This window comes from Dongia rigui (assembly GCF_034044635.1).
GTDB classification, from domain to species: Bacteria; Pseudomonadota; Alphaproteobacteria; order Dongiales; family Dongiaceae; genus Dongia; species Dongia rigui.
In genome coordinates this window covers 416,065-433,688 of record NZ_JAXCLX010000001.1, presented here as the reverse complement: position 1 = coordinate 433,688, position 17,624 = coordinate 416,065, and the positions used below count along the sequence as shown (strand labels likewise).

Sequence of the window (17,624 nt, the reverse complement as noted above, 5' to 3'; positions counted from 1 at the left end):
CGAACGCACCTCAAAAGGGGCGAAGCGACCGGCGGCAAAGGCGCGGGGTTTGTGGGTTGGCTGAAACTCGACGACGGTACGACGCCGCTCAAATCACGAACGGTCGATGGCGTGCCTTAAACCTTGGTATTTCCGGAAAAAGCGGAGGCAGATCAGGCGCAAATGCGATGTCCCGTTGGTTTGGGAATCGATCAGCGACGGAAATGATTCCGACGTTACGCGGTTAGAGTTGAACGGGATTTCCGGGGAACAAGGGTAATGGTGACACGCCAGCGGCGCGTCGGCCGTGGTCGAATCTCAGGCTGCGCTGCAGCTCTTTCGGGATACATGGTTCATTCGACGGTTCCTCCTCCTTGTTCGAGAGGTGCGGCGAAAATACGCAGCCGACTCCGGACCGTCAAGACGTGAAAATGTATCGATGCAAATTTTCCATGCGCGGCTGTGGCATCATTGCCATGCCGCACTTTACGCCCGGAAAATCAGTGCTTCTTGCGGAAGGCGTCGAGCGCCACGACCGTGCCGCTGTTGCCGCCGGCGGCGACATTGTCGCCCTCGGCCTTGGCCGTGCGCTGATCTGCAAGGGCGGGTTTTGCTTCCGGCTTTTCAAGGGCGAGCACGGGGTCGTTGCTCTCGACCGCATCCTCGCCGTCGTCCTCATCGCCTTCGCCGTCGCCGGAATCGAATTGCAGGGCGAACTTTACCGATGGGTCGGCGAAGCTGACGATGGTCTCAAACGGGATGAACAGGGCCTCGTGCTTGCCGCCGAAGCTCAAGGTCACGGTGAAGCTGTCGTCATTGACCTCAAGGCCCCAGAACTGGTGCTGGAGCACGATGGTCATCTCGCGCGGATATTGCGCCTTCAGATGCTGGGGGATGCGAACCAGCGGCGTGTCGGTGCGGAACGTGATGTAGAAATGATGGTCGCCCGGCAAGCCGGAGACGGCCGCTTCGGTCAACGCCCGCCGCACGACGCCGCGCAGCGCGTCTTCCACCATCTGATCGTAGCGCAGCCAGTCCTTCGCCATCACGCCGTCCCATTCCCCATTCATGTCACCCGCCCGGTACTGCCGCCCCCAAGGCTGGATCACATACCGTAAATCAGGTGGGGGGCTTTCTGTTGCCCGGCGCCCCCCGAGTACCGCGTTCTTGTAAGCTACTTAGAGCCCGTTAGGGATCTTAGGCAGCCATACGAAGATCGGATGCAACGTTGTCGTTGGCATCTCTAGGTTTGGCCCGATAACGGCGGGTACCATACCGAGCAAAAGCCATGTCTTTACCGCGCACGTCGATCCTATTTCGCCCCCATGAGGCCCGCCGGGCTCTGCTTAACGCATTGACCGGGAAGGGATTATGGTGGAGGCGCCGGGTACCGCCCCCGGGTCCGCAACGCTTATTTCACAGGACGTTTATCGCCATAGTCGGTTGCCCGACCCCCCTAATATAGGCGCCCCCATTGCGCGGGGAAAGTCCCGCGGGAGATGATTCGTTAATCAATTAACTTGCCCCGACTTTCGCCGGCGCCTTGTTGAGGGCGGCGCATCCGGGTAAAACGCGCGACCGGCCACTGGCCGGCGAGGGGGCGAGTCGTTCCTTTCTGGCTTTTTCGGCGGTTTATCAAACTCTAAGGCGGGATCCGGCATGCCCTTATCTCCAGAGCAATTGGCGGCAATCGACGAACAGCGCGCTGGCTCCCAGCCCACGCGCCGCGCCGTGGCGCCGGCCCTTGAGGAGATTCTCTATCAGCCGATCGAGCTCTTGGATCATGGCCTTATCCGCGTCATCGACTATATGGGCGACGACAACGCGGTGGTTCAGGCGGCACGCGTCTCCTATGGCCGCGGCACGAAGAAAGTCACCGAAGACCAGGGCTTGATCCACTACCTGATGCGCCACCGCCATTCGACACCGTTCGAGATGTGCGAGATCAAGTTCCACGTGAAGATGCCGATATTCGTGGCGCGGCAATGGATCCGCCACCGTACCGCCAATGTGAACGAATATTCGGCGCGCTATTCGATCCTCGACCGGGAGTTCTATATCCCGTCGCCCGAAAACCTCGCCGCGCAATCCTCGGTCAACCGCCAGGGGCGCGGCAATGTGCTGGAGGGTGCTGAGGCGCAGCGCGTGCTGGATCTGCTGAAGCGCGATTCGACACAGGTCTACGACCATTATGTCGAGATGCTGAACGAGAACGAGGCGGGCGAACCGGCAGATCCCAGCCGCCCGGGCCTGGCGCGTGAATTGGCGCGCATGAACCTCAGCCTCAACTTCTATACCCAATGGTATTGGAAGATTGATTTGCACAATTTCATGCATTTCCTGTCGCTGCGCGCCGACCCGCATGCGCAATACGAGATCCGCGTCTATGCCGATGCGATGATCGATGTGCTGAAGCGCTGGGTACCGCTGTGCTACGAGGCGTTCGTGCAGCATCGTCTGGGGGCTGCGACGTTGTCGAAGAATGCGCTGAGTGTCGTGAAGCGCCGCTTGGCCGGCGAGAACGTGACCCAGGAATCGAGCGGCATGGGCAAGCGCGAGTGGCTTGAACTGCAGGCGCTGTTAGAGACCAAATGAGCGAACTCGTCCTCGATAGCATCGGCTGGGTTGCCGCACCGACGCCGCACTGGTTGAAGCGCAGTGTGAAGGTCGCGGCGGCGCTGTTTGTTGTCTGGGCGATGCTGTCCTATCTGCCCGGGCCGGTGATGGCGCTGGTCATAGGGCCGGTCGACAAGGTGCTGGTCGACAAGAGCGCGCGCACGATTTCATTGCTGCGCGATGGCAAGGCGGTCTTCAAGGCTGATATCTCGCTCGGCAAGAATCCGACGGGGCAGAAACTGCGCGAAGGCGACCAGCGCACGCCGGAGGGCAAGTACAAGCTCATCTGGGGCAACGAGGCGTCGACCCATCACAAGGCGCTGCTCGTTTCCTACCCCAACAAGGCGCAAGCCTCGCGTGCTGCGGCGAAGGGCGATGCGGCCGGCGGCGGCATCATGATCCACGGCCAGCGGCAATGGTGGCGCATCTTCACGCGTTCACCGCTGACCAATGGCTGCATTGGCGTCTCGAACCTTGCGATGGACGTTATCTGGTCCGCAGTCGAACTCGGCACGCCGATTGAAATCAGGCCCTGATCACCACGCGCTAGCCGCATCCGCCGCAAGTCGTGCGGCGATCTCCGGCATCCTATCTGCATCCACATTGGCGAAAGCCACGCGAAGGAAGCTTTCCTGCCCCGGGCCGAACATCGAGCCGGGGAGGGCCAGCAGGTTCTGCTTGTCGGCCAGGCGCTTGGCAACATCCGTCGCATTGCGACCCTGATGCGGGTGCTTCACATAGGCGAAATAGGCACCGGCACTGACCACCTCATAGCCGAGGTCGTTGCGCGCGAAGGCTTTCTGCAAGGCAGCCAGGCGATCGCGCATCAGGCGCGTGTTGCCACCGCGCCAGTCGTGCAGGGCCTCAAGGCCCCGTTGTGCGGCAATCTGGCCCAAGCGGGGCGCGCAGATGGCGACGCAATCCATCGACTTGCCGATCTGGTCGAGCAGCTTCGGGTCGCCGACGATGGCGCCGACGCGGTGGCCGGTGAGGCAGAAGACTTTCGAGAAACTGTAGAGATGGAGCAGGTTCTGCTCCCAACCCTTTTCGCCGAAGAGGCCGTGCGGTGCCGCGTCATGCGGCATGAAATCGCGATAGGTCTCGTCGAGGATGAGGGCGATGCCGGTCTCGCGGCAGAGCCTGAGTGCTGCCGAAAGGTATTCCGGCGGATAGACGGTGCCGGTCGGATTGTTGGGCGAGATCAGCACCAGCGCCTTGGTCTTCGGGTTGATGAGGCCGCGGATCTCATTCAAATCCGGCTGGCCGCCCGCCTCGGGGCGGAAACGGACATGACGAGGCGTTACGCCGATCATCTCCAGCCACATCTGGTAATTGAAGTAATAAGGCAGGGGCAGGATGATCTCGTCGCCGGCCTTGGCGAGTGCCGCGGTGCTGAGGCAATAGGCCTGGTTGCAGCCGGCGGTGATGAGAACATTCGCCGCGGTGACGTTGCCCGCGTAGACACGGTGGATATCGGCTGCCAAGGCGGCGCGGAGATCCGCCAGACCTTCGATATCGGTGTAGCGATGCGTGCTGGGGTTCTTCAGCGCGTCCGCCATGAAGGCGACGAGTTGGTCAGGCGGTGCATAGCCGGGCACCGCCTGGCAGACATCGATCAGCGGCTTGTCGGCCGGGAAGACGCGGCCCTCGATCCAGCCCTGGGCTTCGGCGATCGGCGGGACGGCAACGGAAGTGAGCCAGGGATTGGCGGCAAGCGTCACGATTTAAGCTCCGGCAGATTGGCGTAGAGATCGAGCGCTTCGGGATTCGCCAGCGCTTCCTTGTTCTTGACCGGTTTGCCGTGCACCACTTCACGGACGGCCAATTCGACGATCTTGCCGGATTTGGTGCGCGGGATATCGGTGACGGCCACGATCTTTGCCGGCACGTGGCGCGGCGTGGTGTTGTTGCGGATCTGCGCCTTGATCTTCTTCTCCAGCGCAGCATCGAGCTTTACGCCAGGGCGCAGGCGAACGAAGAGGATGACGCGGACGTCGGCCTCCCAATCCTGGCCGATGACGATGCTTTCGAGGATTTCAGGCAGCTGTTCGACCTGGCGATAGATCTCGGCTGTGCCGATCCGGACGCCGCCGGGGTTGAGCACGGCGTCGGAGCGGCCATAGACGACAATGCCGTCATGCTCCGTCAGTTCGACATAATCGCCGTGATGCCAGATGTTGGGATAGCGTTCAAAATAAGCGGCCTTGTATCGCTTGCCGCCTTCGTCGTTCCAGAAGCCCACGGGCATGCAGGGGAAGGGGCGGGTGCAGACCAGTTCACCCTTCTCGCCCTTGACTGGTTTGCCGTTGTCGTCCCAGACCTCGACGCTCATGCCGAGGCCGCGCATCTGGATCTCGCCGCGCCAGACGGGGCCGACCGGATTGCCCAGCATGAAACAGGAGACGATATCGGTGCCGCCGGAGAGCGAGGAGAGGCAGACATCCTTCTTGATATGCTCATAGACGTAATCGAAGCTTTCCGGCACCAGCGGCGATCCGGTCGATCCGATCGTGCGCAGGGTCGACAGGTCATGCGTCTTCATTGGGTTAACACCCGCTTTCAAGCAGGCGTCGATATACTTCGCAGACGTACCGAAGAAGGTGCAGCGTTCGGCCTGGGCGAAGTCCCACAGGATGTTGCCATTGGGCGCGAAGGGCGAGCCGTCATAAAGCAGCAAGGTCGCACCGGAGCCTAGCCCCGAGATCAGCCAGTTCCACATCATCCAGCCGCAGGTCGTGAAATAGAAGACGCGATCATGCGGCTTCACATCCGAGTGCAGGCGGTGTTCCTTCAGATGCTGCAGCAAGGTGCCGCCTTGTCCGTGCACGATGCATTTCGGCACGCCGGTCGTGCCGCTAGAGAACATGATGTAAAGCGGATGGTTGAAGTCGACCCGCTCGTATTTCAGTTCTGCGCCCTTGTTCGCGGCGATCACGTCATCGATGATGCGCGCCTTCGGCAGCTTCGAAATATCGGGGTGCTGGCTGAGATAGGGGATGACCAGCACTTCCTCGACGCTCGGCAGTTTGGCAAGAATCTCGCCGACGCGTTCCAGGCAGTCATGGCTCTTGCCATTATACCAATAGCCGTCGGCGGTGATGAGGACGCGCGGCTCGATCTGACCGAAACGGTCGAGCACACCCTGGACGCCGAAATCCGGCGAGCAGGAGGACCAGACGCAGCCTAGTGAGGCGGTGGCAAAGGCGCCGATGATGCTTTCCGGCATGTTGGGGACGAAACCCGCCACCCGATCGCCGGCTTTGAGGCCGATGCCGCGGAAATGAGCGGCAAGTCCAGCGACGCGGTCGTGAAGCTCGCCATGGCTCACCCGGCGCTTCACCTTGTCCTCGCCCCAGAAGACAAGGGCGTCGGTGTCGTCGCCCGATTTCGAGAAGCGCAGCAGATTTTCGGCGATGTTGATCTTGGCGTTGGGGAAGAATTTGGCGCCTGGCATCTTGTCGCCATCGGCCAGGACCGGCTGGTGCGGTCCGTCCGCAATCACGTCGCAATAGCGCCACAGGGACAGCCAGAAATTCTCGATCTCGTCGACCGACCATTGCCAGAGGGCCGCCGTGTCGTGGAGGTTGACCTGCCAGTCGCGGGCGATCTGGGTGCGGAACTTGGTCATGTTCGCGCCGGCGACCACGGCCTCACTCGGTTGCCACAACAATTGGTCCATACCCGATCCTCTCATCACCAGCGCGGCACAGAAGACCGCCGCCATTTCCCGCCAAACTGCCCCGCCTTGCGGAAAATGCAAGGCTTGGCCGCATGATCGACCCTTTTTCTTGTCGTCGCGGCCCCTTACTGTGGCCACCACGCATATTTCATGGGGCGCATCTTCTGGGGGCGCGCCTTTCCTGGCAAGACGATTCCCGACATACACATGACAAAGTCCGACCACAGGAGAAGCGGCCTACCTGAGCATATCCAGGTGGCCGTCCTTGCCTTGGCGGCCTGCGTCTTCTTTGCCGGATTGAGCGCCACGGTGAAGCACCTGTCGGGCGAATTGCACGGTTTTGTCATCGTCTTCTGGCGAAACCTGTTCGGTTTCGTCTTCATGATCCCCTGGCTGTGGCGGCATGGGTTTGATCGCCTCAAGACCGGGCGGATCGGTGCCTATCTGTTCCGCTCCAGCATCAGCGTCATCTCGATGATGTGCGGGTTCACGGCCCTGGGCTATATGCCGATCGCCAATGCGACATCGCTTTCGTTCACCGCGCCGCTCTTTGCCACCATCCTCGCTGTCCTGCTGCTCAAGGAAAAGGTGCGCCTGCGGCGCTGGAGCGCCACGCTGATCGGATTTGCCGGCGCCATGATCGTGTTGCAGCCCGGTGCCCATGGTGGCATCGGCCCCGGTGGAATAGGGGTGGGCGAAATGCTGGCGATCGGCGGCGCGTTCCTCACCGCGATGGGCACGATCATCGTCAAGACCCTGTCGCGCAGCGAGAGCTCCCAGGCGATCGTGACCTACATGGTGCTGCTCTCGACGCCGCTCGCTTTCATTCCTGCCGCGTTCTATTGGGCCTGGCCCAGTGCCGACGCCTGGCCGTTTGTGGTGGCCCTCGGATTCTTCGGCACATCGGGGCATCTTTGCTGGACGCGGGCTTTTGCCATTGCCGACGCCTCGGCGGTGGTACCCTATGACTACTCGCGCCTCATCTTCACCACCGGCATCGGCCTGATCTTGTTCGGCGAGCAGCCGGACCACTGGTTCTGGGTGGGTTCCGCCGTCATCATCGGCGCCGGCCTCTATATTGCCCAGCGCGAGGCCGTGCTGCGCCGGCGTCATGCCACCCAAGCCATGGCGACCCAGGCGAGCGCCGACAGCGCGCAGCCAGGCCTCGCGACAGAAATCGTGCCCGACAGGAAAGAGTCATGAAAGCCGGCTTCCTTAATCTTTCGGGCAATGCGCAAGGATGCATTTGGATGGCACTTTGCGGCCTCGGCTTTTCAGTCATGGCGGCGTTCGTCAAGCTGGCTGGCCAGTCTCATATAAACATCTTCGAGATCACCTTCTTCCGGGTGCTCATCGGGTTCCTCATGCTGGTGCCGTTTATCGCCAAGGCCGGGCTCGGTTCACTCCATACGCAATACATCAAGGCCCATGCCTTGCGGGCCGTGCTGGGTTTCATGGCGATGATTTGCGCTTATCTTGGTATCGCCAAACTGGAACTGGCGACCTATACCGCGCTCAGTTTCACCAAGCCGCTCTTTGCCGTCATCCTGGCCGTCATCATCCTTAAGGAGGACGTGCGGTGGCGGCGCTGGGCGGCGACCATCGTCGGCTTCATCGGCGTCCTGGTGATGATGCAGCCGGGCAGCGGCAGCTTCAATTCATGGGCCTTGCTGGCCCTTGGCGATGCCTTGTCGATCGCCTTGCTCATCACGATCCTGAAGCGCTTGCCAGCCAGTGAAACGCCGCTGGTGATGCTGTTCTATTACGGGCTGATCGGCACCGTGCTGATTGCGCCCTTTGCGATCTATCAATGGCAGTGGCCGACGGCCACGCAATGGCTCTATCTGTTGGCGATCGGATCGACCGGGGCCCTGTCGCAATATTGGTGGATCCTGGCCTTCAAGGCCGGCGAAGCTTCGGTGGTCGCACCATTCGATTATCTGCGCCTGCTTTTCGCCGGGATGATTGGCTTCGCGATATTTGGGGAGTTGCCGGATCACTGGACGCTGATCGGCTCGGCCATGATTATCGGCAGCACGATCTACATCGCCCAGCGCGAGGCGCGGCGCAAGGCCGCCAAGGCCGGTTAGGCATCCAGCTTGTTGAGTGCGGCGCGCGCTTTGTCCCGATGTGCCGGCGTGATGTGCTTGGCCACCGTCTTAACGGCGGCATAGACAACCGCCGCATCGTCAGCAAAACCGAAGAAGGCGAGGAAGTCGGGCACGGCATCGATCGGCAGCACGAAATAAGCCAGGGCCCCCATCAGCACGGCCTTAACGCGCAAGGGCGAGGCTGGATCGATGGCGCAGTAATAGGCGGCGAGGAGTTCGTCGACGAAAGGGACGCGGCCGGCGATGCGGCGCAATTTCGGCCAGAATCCCTGTTCAACCCGTTGCCGGTCGCGCTCGAACTTAGTGCTGTCGAAGTTGTCGGTCTCGCTGGGATCGGCCAAGGCGCAATTCCTCCTGAAGAAGAGACCCGGAAATGGGGTCGTCATACCCCCGCGGCAAGAGGGGAAGCCGCTGGCAGGCACCGAATTCAGCACTTATAAACGGATTGTGAGCCTAACTGGCCCAGGAAATGCTAATCTCCGCCCACCCAGCCATTGTTCGCGGCCATGAAGAACAGATTTTTCCCTTTTTCAGCCTTGATCGCCCTCGGCATGCTGCCGATGGTACCGGCATTTGCCCAGCAGGCGACGCCGTTGCCCCCGCCGCCAGGCATGACCGCCACGCCAGCGCCGGCTGCCGAGGCGCAGCTGGCACCCGTGCCGGTGCCGCCAGCGCCGGTCGCGGGCGACGATCCGCGTGCCTGCAAGCACACCAAGGTCATCGACGGTATTCCCTATAAGTGGGACAAGCTGGAAAAGGGAACCGACGAGGCTTGGCAGGCCTATATGAACGGTGACTATGTTTCTTCTGTCCCTGTCTTCGCCAAGCTTGCCGATATCGGTCATCCCGTCGCTCAGCGCCTGATGGGGGTGGCCTACTTCTTCGGGCAGGGCGTGCCGCTCGACTACGTGACGTCGCTGACCTGGCTTGAAAAGGCAGCGATGCAAGGTTGCTTCGAAGCCTATGCTGCCACCGCACAGATGTATGAAAGCGGAAAAGGCACGATGCCAGATCTGGGCAAGGCCTATATGTGGTACAACATCGCCGCCAGCTATTTGCCGCAGGGCAAAGACCGCAAGGATATGATCGATCGGCGCGAGAAGGTGGCGGGCGCTATGACGCCGGCGCAGATTGAAGCGGCCCAAAAGCGGTCATTGCAATTCAAGCCGGTGCTGGTGACGCCGCCGGACCTCAGCGAGTTGCCGGACGATTTTTTCAAGAAGCCCTGACCGCTACTCGGCAAGCGGCATGGCGACTTCGACGCGCGTGCCCTTGCCGGGTTCGCTTTCGATATGAAGGCGGCCCCGCATCACTTCGACCAGGCGCTTCACCAGCGCAAGGCCGATACCGGAACCGCCCACCTCGGCGCGCATCGTGTCGCCAAGGCGGGTGAAGGGCTCCACGGCGCGCTCGATGTCCTCGGCCGACATGCCGACGCCCGTGTCGGTGACCGAGAACACGACCATGCCGTCCACTTCCTCAGTCGCGATCTCGATCTCGCCGCCTTTGCGGGTGTATTTGGCGGCATTGCTGACCAGATTGAGCAGCACTTGGCGCAGCAGGCGCCGGTCGGACCAACAGGCAGCCGCCGCCCGATCGACGAAGCGCAGCTGATGCTGGCGTTCAGCGGCCATTGCCTCGCTGATGGCCCGGCAATCCTGCAATATGTCGATCGGCTTCACCGCCTCGTGCTTGACCTCGACCCGCCCCGATTCCACCGCCGACAGGTCGATGATACCGCCGAGTAGGTCAAGCAATTGCTGTCCGCTGGCATGAATATCATCGATATATCCCCGATAGGTGGCGTTGCCGATCGGGCCGAAGACCTCGCGCTGGATCACATCCGAAAAGCCGATGATGGCGTTTAACGGCGTCCGCAATTCGTGGCTCATGGTAGCGAGGAATTCGGACTTGGCGCGGTTGGCCTGTTCGGCAGCATGGAGGGCACGCATCAAGCGGATTTCCGCTTCCTTGGTCGCGGAGATATCGAAGACATAGCCGCCGATCGCCACGACCTTGCCTTGATTGTCGATGACCGGAAACTTGATTTCGCGCTCCCAGGGATAGGCTTGTTGCAGTCCGGTGTTTCGTTCCGTGCGAACAACTTCGCCGCGCTTCACCTTGACGTCGGCGGCGATCAGTTCCTGCGCAATCGGATCGACGAAGAACTCCTGTGACGTCATGCCGATATAGGGGCGGTCGCCGACACCGAAGGCTCGCCTTGCCTCGGCATTGAGGTCGATGTAGTGGCCGTCAATATCCTTCACATACATGGCGACGGGTGCGTTCTCCATGAAGGCGTGCAGCAAGTCGCGATTGCGATTGGATTCCGCCTCGAGCCGGCGGCGGCGATCGGCATAGACGGCTATGATGAAGAACGTAGCACCGCACATGACCGCGGCGACCAGGGTCGCCAGATGCAGCGGTGAATCTGTCGACAGCGCTGCCAGCGGCCGGACGCGGGCGGCAAGCTGCCAGGCGCCATCGGGGAAGGGAATGTCGACGATGACCGGATTACCGGTGAAGACCGCGGGGTCGCCGAGCAGGATGTCCGGGGCCAGGCTGGCGCTGTGACTGCCGCGGACGGCGAGGTTGATGATCTGGGCGGCGTCGGTGAGGCCGGCTTGCGCCAGCAATCCGTCCATGCGCAGCGGCATGCTGATGGCACCCCAGAAGGTTGGCACATCTTCGCTCTGGCGCATGAAGATGGGAATGCGCACGATAATGGACCAGCCACCCTGCAGCAGGTTGGCCGGCCCCGCAATGTCGGGCTGGCCGCTTTTCTTCATACGTTCGAAGGACTGCCACTGATCCGGATGGCCGCGCAGGTCAACGCCGATGGTCTTGGCATTCTGCGGCATTGGACAGTTCTCGACGATCACCGAACCGACGATGAGGGCGATGTTGCGGATCTTGGGCTCGTCGGCGAGCAGGCTGCGGCAAGAATCGGCAAATTCCGCACTGCTGATTCCTTGGCGGGCGGCGATGACGGCGGCGAGGCCCCGCGCCAACTCGACACTTTTTTCAATTTCGGTCCGCGCGCGACCCGCCAGAACCGACAGTTCCGACTGCAGCGTCGCGCGCGCCAACATCATCTCGCGTTCATAACTCAGCCATTCACCGGCCGCGAATATGGCGAGCGCGATAATGACGGCAATGATGCCGATCACGAGATGCTTCAGCCGGTGTGACGATGGCACGCGGTCGATCCCTCATCCACGCTAGAGGCAAGAGATATCGAATGGGTGATATTGGGCCGCGCGGTGCGGGGCCTGTCAATATCGGCGCCTTGGTTGCGGGTGCTAACGTACCTTGGGCAGTTGGACTTCGACGGTTGTGCCGATTCCCGGGGCGCTGGTGATGACGAGACTGCCGCGCATGGCCTCGACCAGGCGTTTGACCAGGGCAAGGCCGATCCCGGACCCGCCGACCTCGGCGCGCATCGGGTCGCCCAGCCGGGTGAAGGGCTGTAAGGCCCGCTCGATGTCGGCGGGCTCCATGCCGATGCCGTTGTCGCGCACCGTGAAGACGACGTTATCACCGCGGTCGGCCACGGTAACGTCGATCTGGCCGCCTTTTCGGGTGTACTTGGTGGCATTGCTGGTCAGGTTGATGATGACCTGGCGCAGCAGACGCCGATCGCCGAGGATCGCGGCAGAGGTATCGACATGAACCGTGAGGCTGTGGTCGCGCTCGCGCGACAGGGCCTCGAGGACGGCGCGGCAATCGTCGATCACCTGCTCGGCGGTCAGCGATTCTTCCTTCACTGTCAGGTGGCCGGCCTCGACGGCCGAGAGATCGATGATGCCGCCCAGCAGGTCATAGAGCAGTTGGCCGCTTTTATGAATGTCGGCGGCATATGATTGGTAGGTGCTGCTGCCCAGCGGCCCGAACATCTGCCGCCGCAAAATATCGGAAAAGCCGATGATCGCGTTGAGCGGCGTGCGCAGCTCGTGGCTCATGGTGGCAAGGAAGTTCGATTTCTCGCGATTGGCAGCCTCGGCGCGGCGCAAGGCTTCCAGCATGCGCGCCTCGCTCTGCTTCTGCCCCGTGATATCGAGAACATAGCCGGCAATGGCGATGACTTTGCCGGCATGGTCGATAACCGGGAATTTGATCTCGCGTTCCCACAGATACTCGCTGGACGGGTCCGCCTTGCGCTCAGCGCGGATGACCTCGCCACCGAGAGCCCTGGCATCCTCCAGTTCGAGTTGCTTTGCCAGTTCTGGCGAGACCAGGTCGCGGGCGGTACGGCCGATATAGTCCTGCCCGCCCAGCCGGTAGGCGCGGAACGCCTCGTCATTGAGGTCAAGATAGCGGCCGCCGACATCTTTCACATACATGGCGATGGGTGAATTGCGCATGAGGGCGCGCAGCAGATCTCGGTTGCGGTTGACCTCGGCCTCGAGACGGCGGCGGCGCGCGACATAGGGAATGGCGACGAACGCGCCGGCGCCGCACGCGATGGAAACGATGCCGATGAACAGGCGCTGCAGGGTCTGCTGGTCGGTCGGGACCGTGTTGAGGCGGGCCGCCAGGAACCAGGTTCCTTCCGGCAAGGCGACCGGGACCTGAATGATGTCGTCCTTGAAGATGCCGGGATCACCGAACAGGATTTCGGGAGTGCGCATCGGTTCGCGGCTGCCGCGCATGGCAAGGTCGAGGCCGATCCCCGGGTCGGCAAGGCCTGCCTGCTGCAGGATGCCGCTGACACGCATCGGCACGCTGATCGCGCCCCAATATTTAAGGAGGCCGGTCTCGCTCTTGATGCGGATGGGAATGCGCACGACGATCAGCCAGTCATTCGCATTGAGCCGGATCGGCCCAGAGACGACGGCGTCGGAAGCCTGTTTCAGTTTTTCGAAGGAACTGGGTTCGGTGGCGCCTTGTCCCGGTTCGCTGCCGATCTCGCGTGGCGGGCCGCCGACCGGGCAGTTGTAGCGGACCATGTCGCCGACGATGAGGGCGATATTGTTGACCTTGGGTTGGGCGGCCAGAATGGTGCGGCAAATGGCGCTAAATTTGCGCTCATTGATATTGGGCTCGGCGGCAACGACAGCGGCGAGCCCCATGCCGAGATCGGTGCCGGCGGCAATTTCGGTCAAAAAGCGATTGGAGAGGCTGGTGAGCTGGGTCTGCAGACGGGATTCCGCAGCGAGGGCTGCGTCCCGTCGATAGGCAAATTCACCTATCGCGTAAACCAGTGCCGCAACCGAGATTGCAGCGGCGAAAACCGCCACCGTTTTCAGATTTGGCTGCGCCACCGCCCCACCGACCCCAAGCTCTCACCTGACGCTTATTGGCGCAGGGGGCGGTGCGGCTGTCAACCATGAGGCGAGCGATTAAGGTCTTGGTCAGGCCGCTTCGACAATCTCAAAACTGTGTGTGATTTCGGCGGTCTTGCCCAGCATGATCGAGGCCGAGCAATACTTTTCGGCCGAGAGATCGATGGCGCGCTGGACCGTGTCCGGCTTGAGGTTTTTCCCCGTGACGACGAAGTGCATGTTGATCTTGGTAAAGACCTTGGGCTCGGTCGTGGCGCGGTCGGCCTCCAGGCGGCATTCGCACCCGCGCACGTCGTTGCGCCCTTTCTGCAGGATCATCACGACATCGACCGACGTACAGCCGCCGGTTCCCAGCAGCAGGTATTCCATCGGCGACGGGGCGGTGGTGGCGCCCCCTGGCGTTGTCGAGGCCGCCATCACCACGGCATGGCCGCTGTTGCTCTCACCGAGGAAGGTGCTGTTTTCGATCCACGTCACACGGGCTTTCATGGAATGTCCTGTTTCTTACTGCAACACGATACGCGGTACGGCGCGCTGTGGCGTTGTATCGAGCTTCCGCCAGATCTTGGCAGCGATCTCGCCATAGGCCAGGGAATGGGCCGAGGTCGGATCGCTGGCGACGATCGGCGTGCCGGCGTCCGAGGTTTCGCGGATGACGATGTCGAGCGGGATCTCGCCGAGGAAATCGACGCCGAACTTCGCCGCCTCGCGCTGCGCGCCGCCATGGGCGAAAATGTCAGTTCGGTGCCCGCAATTGGGGCAGCTGAAATAGCTCATGTTTTCGATGAGGCCGAGGACCGGCACGTCCACTTTGCGGAACATGTTGAGGCCCTTCTTCGCGTCGAGGAGGGCGATATCCTGCGGCGTCGAAACGATGACGGCGCCCGAAAGCGGCACGGATTGCGACATGGTGAGCTGCGCATCACCGGTGCCCGGCGGCAGATCGCAGACGAGGATATCAAGCTCGCCCCAACTCACTTCGCGCAACAACTGAGTGATGGCGCTCATGACCATCGGCCCGCGCCAGATCATCGGCGTGTCTTCCTCGATGAGGAAGCCCATCGACATGACCTTGACGCCGAAGCTCTGCTTGGGCTCCAGCGTCTTGCCGTCGCGGCTTTCCGGGCGGCCGGAGAGGCCCATGAGGCGGGGCTGCGACGGACCATAGATATCCGCATCGAGCAGGCCAACCTTGAGGCCGAGCGTGGTGAAAGCGAGGGCGAGATTGGTGGCTGTGGTCGATTTGCCGACGCCGCCCTTGCCGGATGCTACGGCGATGATGTGCTTGACGCCGGGGACGAGCGCCTTGTTGCCGACCGGGCGCTGTGCTGGCTGGCCGGGGGCTGCTGCCGGCCGTGGTGCCTGCGGCGCGGCGCCCTTGTGCGCGGTCAGGACGGCCGTCACCGACAGGATCCCGGGCAGCGCCATGACCGCCGCTTCAGCCGATTTGCGCAAGGGTTCCATCTGGCTCCCCAGCGCTGGGTCGACCTCGATGCTGAAACCGGCGTGGCCATCGCGCAGCACCAGGCCTTGGATCATGCCGCGTTCCACCAGATTGCCACCGCCGGGAGCGGTAATTGTCGACAAAACCGAGCGAATTTCCGCTTCCGTGGTCTTGGCCATCCTTGAAATTCCCTCTCCGGACCCCGATATGATGCCCCGCGCCATCGAAGCGTTGCGGGGGCCGAATCTGGTGCGATCCCCCTTTGATTGCGATGGTGCGGCGGCTGTCATATAAGGCTTTGGCGCGTTCAATAAAAGGGCGCTGGCCGGCAGCGGTCTCAATCTCGACCAATCTTGAGGATCCTTATGGCGTGGAACAATCAGGGTGGTCCCTGGGGCGGCGGACAAAGCCCCTGGGGTCGCGGCGGCGGTGGCGGCGGTAATCAACCCCCCGATTTCGAAGAAATGATCAAACGCGGGCAGGACCGCATGAAGTCGATCCTGCCGGGCGGTTTCGGCTCCGGCCGCGCCATTACCCTGATCGTTGCTGCAGCGGTTGTGCTGTGGCTCATCACCGGTTTCTACGTCGTTAATCCTGGCCAGGTTGGCGTGAACATTTTGTTCGGTCGTTTCGTCAGCCAGACCCCACCGGGCCTGCGCTGGAACTGGCCGGTACCGATCGGCGATCATTACACCCCCGATGTCGCAACCCGTAACCGCGTTGAAGTAGGCTTCCGCGCCGAAACGGCGAGTGGCTCCGACCGCGATGTGCCGGAAGAAAGCCTGATGCTGACCGGCAACGAGAACATCATCGACGTCCGCGCTGTGGTTCTGTGGCGCATTAACAACGTCGAGCAGTATCTTTTTGGCATTGGCGATCCCGAAGCCAGCGTAAAGAACACGGTAGAGGCGGCACTGCGCGAGATCATCGGTCAGTCGACCTTCGAATATGCAATCACCGAAGGCCGTGGTTCGATCGAAGTGAAGGCGCGCGATCTGGCGCAGCAAATGCTCGACAGCTATCGCATGGGCGGCGGCGCCGGTGGCGCCATCACGATTGAGCAGCTGTCGCTGCAGAAGGTGGACGCTCCCAGCGAAGTGATCGATTCTTTCCGTGACGTGCAAAAAGCGCGCGCCGACAAGGAAGCGGCCATCAACGACGCTCAGGCCTATTTCAACCAGGTAACGGAAGAGGCGATCGGCCAGTCGACACAGATCGTCAAGCAGGCCGAAGCCTACAAGGCTGAGAAGGTCGCCATCGCCCAGGGTGATGCTCAGCGCTTCATCTCGATCTACAACCAGTATAAGCAGTCGCCCGACATTACCGAACGGCGCCTCTATCTCGAAACCATGTCGGGCATCCTCGCAGGCATGAACAAGGTCATCATTGACGAATCCGGGGCAGGCGGGACTGTTCCCTACCTGCCGCTTGATCAGTTGCTGAAGCAGCGTCAAGGCGCCGGTACCACGGCTCCCAGCACCGGTAATACAGGAGCCACGCAATGAACCAGAGCAAAGTCATCGTTCTGGCGATCATCGCGGTTCTCTTCGCGATCCTTGCCTATAGTTCGACCTATGTCGTGCAGCAGGCGGAAAGCGCGATTGTGCTGCGTTTCGGCAATCCGCAGGTCGTCATCGATGAGCCGGGCTTGAAGTTGAAAATGCCGATTGCGGACCAGGTTATTCTGCTTGATCGCCGCGTCCTCAATTTTGACGCGCCGGCACAGGAACTGCTGACCCGAGATCAGAAGCGCGTCGTCATTTCCGCCTTCGTACGTTACCAGATCACCAACAGCCTGAAGTTCTATCAGGTGGGCCGTACCTATTCGAATGCGGAAAGCCAAATTCGCTCGGTGCTGGGATCAACCCTGCGCAGCGTGATCGGCAACGTCGCTTTGGCGGATACCTTGACGCCCAAGCGCGCCGACATCATGCGTCAGATCCACACCGAACTGACGCGACAGGCGGCTGAGCCTTACGGTATCAAGATCGTCGACGTGCGCTTCAAACGCGTCGATTTGCCGGCGCAGAACAGCGATGCGGTCTTCAACAGCATGCGCAAGCAGCGCGCGCAGGAAGCCGCCCGTATACGTGCGGAAGGCGCCAGAGAAGCGCGCCAGAAGACGGCGGAAGCGGACAAGGAGCGCGTGGTCAAGATCGCCGAAGCGCGCAAGCAGTCGGAAATCCTACGCGGTCAAGCCGATGGTGAGGCCATCAAGATCTACAACGAGGCCTTTGGTCGTGATCCGGCATTCTTCGACTTTTACCGGTCGTTGCAGGCGATGCAGGATGGCCTGAAAGGTGACACCACGACCTATGTCGGGCCGCCGAACGGCGATTTCTTCCGCTTTTTTGGCAGCGAATTGGGAAAGCCAGCCAAAACGCAGTAAGCGGCGGGGAAAGGCTGATGTCGCGTCGTTCGCGATGATGTGTCGGCAAAGACCGATCGGGTGGCTTGCCCGGTCGGTTTTTGCGTTATAGTGGGTAATCGAAGAGCCGCCGCCGGACGTA

The 17,624-nt window shown here is 61.7% G+C and carries 15 protein-coding genes and 1 other RNA gene; 7 read left to right on the top strand and 9 right to left on the bottom strand.

The window, feature by feature from the left end:
- Positions 1-479: 479 nt before the first annotated feature.
- Positions 480-1,025, bottom strand: coding sequence for an SspB family protein (locus SMD31_RS01960; protein ID WP_320500996.1), 546 nt, complete (start codon positions 1,023-1,025; stop codon positions 480-482).
- Positions 1,026-1,103: 78 nt separating this feature from the next.
- Positions 1,104-1,470: a transfer-messenger RNA gene (gene ssrA, locus SMD31_RS01955) on the bottom strand.
- 168 nt (positions 1,471-1,638) lie between these two features.
- Between ssrA and thyX the strand changes: the two genes are divergently transcribed.
- On the top strand, positions 1,639-2,574 hold the full coding sequence (gene thyX / locus SMD31_RS01950) for an FAD-dependent thymidylate synthase (RefSeq protein ID WP_320498957.1): 936 nt from the start codon (positions 1,639-1,641) through the stop codon (positions 2,572-2,574).
- Entirely contained in the window at positions 2,571-3,131 is a 561-nt protein-coding gene (locus SMD31_RS01945; RefSeq protein ID WP_320498956.1) for a L,D-transpeptidase family protein, read from the top strand. The genes thyX and SMD31_RS01945 overlap by 4 nt, the downstream gene beginning before the upstream one ends.
- Here the strand turns inward: SMD31_RS01945 and SMD31_RS01940 are convergent, their stop codons facing one another.
- Positions 3,132-4,316, bottom strand: coding sequence for an aminotransferase (locus SMD31_RS01940; RefSeq protein WP_320498955.1), 1,185 nt, complete (start codon positions 4,314-4,316; stop codon positions 3,132-3,134). It abuts the gene before it with no gap.
- Entirely contained in the window at positions 4,313-6,274 is a 1,962-nt protein-coding gene (locus tag SMD31_RS01935; RefSeq protein ID WP_320498954.1) for an acetoacetate--CoA ligase, read from the bottom strand. Before SMD31_RS01935 ends, SMD31_RS01940 begins: the two co-directional genes overlap by 4 nt.
- Before the next feature lie 207 nt (positions 6,275-6,481).
- On the opposite strand from SMD31_RS01935, the gene SMD31_RS01930 reads away from it, so the two are divergent.
- Both SMD31_RS01930 and SMD31_RS01925 read left to right on the top strand, forming a co-directional pair.
- Positions 6,482-7,477, top strand: a complete 996-nt coding sequence (locus tag SMD31_RS01930) for a DMT family transporter (RefSeq protein WP_320498953.1) — start codon at positions 6,482-6,484, stop codon at positions 7,475-7,477.
- Positions 7,474-8,364 carry a DMT family transporter gene (locus SMD31_RS01925; RefSeq protein WP_320498952.1) on the top strand — a complete coding sequence of 297 codons (891 nt, stop codon included), beginning with the start codon at positions 7,474-7,476 and terminating at the stop codon, positions 8,362-8,364. The genes SMD31_RS01930 and SMD31_RS01925 overlap by 4 nt, the downstream gene beginning before the upstream one ends.
- Here the strand turns inward: SMD31_RS01925 and SMD31_RS01920 are convergent.
- Positions 8,361-8,726 carry a YkvA family protein gene (locus tag SMD31_RS01920; RefSeq protein WP_320498951.1) on the bottom strand — a complete coding sequence of 122 codons (366 nt, stop codon included), beginning with the start codon at positions 8,724-8,726 and terminating at the stop codon, positions 8,361-8,363. The genes SMD31_RS01925 and SMD31_RS01920 overlap by 4 nt on opposite strands.
- 165 nt (positions 8,727-8,891) lie before the next feature.
- Between SMD31_RS01920 and SMD31_RS01915 the strand changes: the two genes are divergently transcribed.
- The gene (locus SMD31_RS01915; protein WP_320498950.1) at positions 8,892-9,614 is read left to right on the top strand and encodes a tetratricopeptide repeat protein; all 723 of its coding nucleotides are present in this window, start codon (positions 8,892-8,894) and stop codon (positions 9,612-9,614) included.
- Positions 9,615-9,617: 3 nt separating this feature from the next.
- Here SMD31_RS01915 and SMD31_RS01910 read toward each other — a convergent pair whose 3' ends face one another.
- From SMD31_RS01910 to SMD31_RS01895, 4 genes are all read right to left on the bottom strand, one after another.
- Positions 9,618-11,585, bottom strand: coding sequence for an ATP-binding protein (locus tag SMD31_RS01910; RefSeq protein ID WP_320498949.1), 1,968 nt, complete (start codon positions 11,583-11,585; stop codon positions 9,618-9,620).
- A gap of 102 nt (positions 11,586-11,687) precedes the next feature.
- Positions 11,688-13,649: a sensor histidine kinase gene (locus SMD31_RS01905; RefSeq protein WP_320498947.1), complete on the bottom strand. Its 1,962-nt coding sequence runs from the start codon at positions 13,647-13,649 to the stop codon at positions 11,688-11,690.
- A gap of 90 nt (positions 13,650-13,739) precedes the next feature.
- On the bottom strand, positions 13,740-14,159 hold the full coding sequence (locus tag SMD31_RS01900) for an OsmC family protein (protein WP_320498946.1): 420 nt from the start codon (positions 14,157-14,159) through the stop codon (positions 13,740-13,742).
- 15 nt (positions 14,160-14,174) lie between these two features.
- Entirely contained in the window at positions 14,175-15,293 is a 1,119-nt protein-coding gene (locus tag SMD31_RS01895) for an Mrp/NBP35 family ATP-binding protein (protein WP_320498944.1), read from the bottom strand.
- A gap of 186 nt (positions 15,294-15,479) precedes the next feature.
- Here SMD31_RS01895 and hflK point away from each other — a divergent pair, with 186 nt between their 5' ends.
- Complete coding sequence (gene hflK / locus SMD31_RS01890) at positions 15,480-16,619, top strand: FtsH protease activity modulator HflK (RefSeq protein WP_320498943.1); 1,140 nt, start codon at positions 15,480-15,482, stop codon at positions 16,617-16,619.
- Positions 16,616-17,503, top strand: coding sequence for a protease modulator HflC (hflC, locus tag SMD31_RS01885; RefSeq protein ID WP_320498941.1), 888 nt, complete (start codon positions 16,616-16,618; stop codon positions 17,501-17,503). Before hflK ends, hflC begins: the two co-directional genes overlap by 4 nt.
- Positions 17,504-17,624 lie beyond the last annotated feature (121 nt).

Excerpts from the sequence above, each read along its gene's own strand:
- hflK (WP_320498943.1), top strand. The coding sequence starts at position 15,480 with ATGGCGTGGAACAATCAGGGTGGTCCCTGGGGCGGCGGACAAAGCCCC.
- SMD31_RS01925 (WP_320498952.1), top strand. The coding sequence starts at position 7,474 with ATGAAAGCCGGCTTCCTTAATCTTTCGGGCAATGCGCAAGGATGCATT.
- SMD31_RS01895 (WP_320498944.1), bottom strand. The coding sequence starts at position 15,293 with ATGGCCAAGACCACGGAAGCGGAAATTCGCTCGGTTTTGTCGACAATT.
- SMD31_RS01935 (WP_320498954.1), bottom strand. The coding sequence starts at position 6,274 with ATGGACCAATTGTTGTGGCAACCGAGTGAGGCCGTGGTCGCCGGCGCG.
- hflC (WP_320498941.1), top strand. The coding sequence starts at position 16,616 with ATGAACCAGAGCAAAGTCATCGTTCTGGCGATCATCGCGGTTCTCTTC.
- SMD31_RS01900 (WP_320498946.1), bottom strand. The coding sequence starts at position 14,159 with ATGAAAGCCCGTGTGACGTGGATCGAAAACAGCACCTTCCTCGGTGAG.
- SMD31_RS01915 (WP_320498950.1), top strand. The coding sequence starts at position 8,892 with ATGAAGAACAGATTTTTCCCTTTTTCAGCCTTGATCGCCCTCGGCATG.
- thyX (WP_320498957.1), top strand. The coding sequence starts at position 1,639 with ATGCCCTTATCTCCAGAGCAATTGGCGGCAATCGACGAACAGCGCGCT.
- SMD31_RS01960 (WP_320500996.1), bottom strand. The coding sequence starts at position 1,025 with ATGGCGAAGGACTGGCTGCGCTACGATCAGATGGTGGAAGACGCGCTG.
- SMD31_RS01930 (WP_320498953.1), top strand. The coding sequence starts at position 6,482 with ATGACAAAGTCCGACCACAGGAGAAGCGGCCTACCTGAGCATATCCAG.
- SMD31_RS01945 (WP_320498956.1), top strand. The coding sequence starts at position 2,571 with ATGAGCGAACTCGTCCTCGATAGCATCGGCTGGGTTGCCGCACCGACG.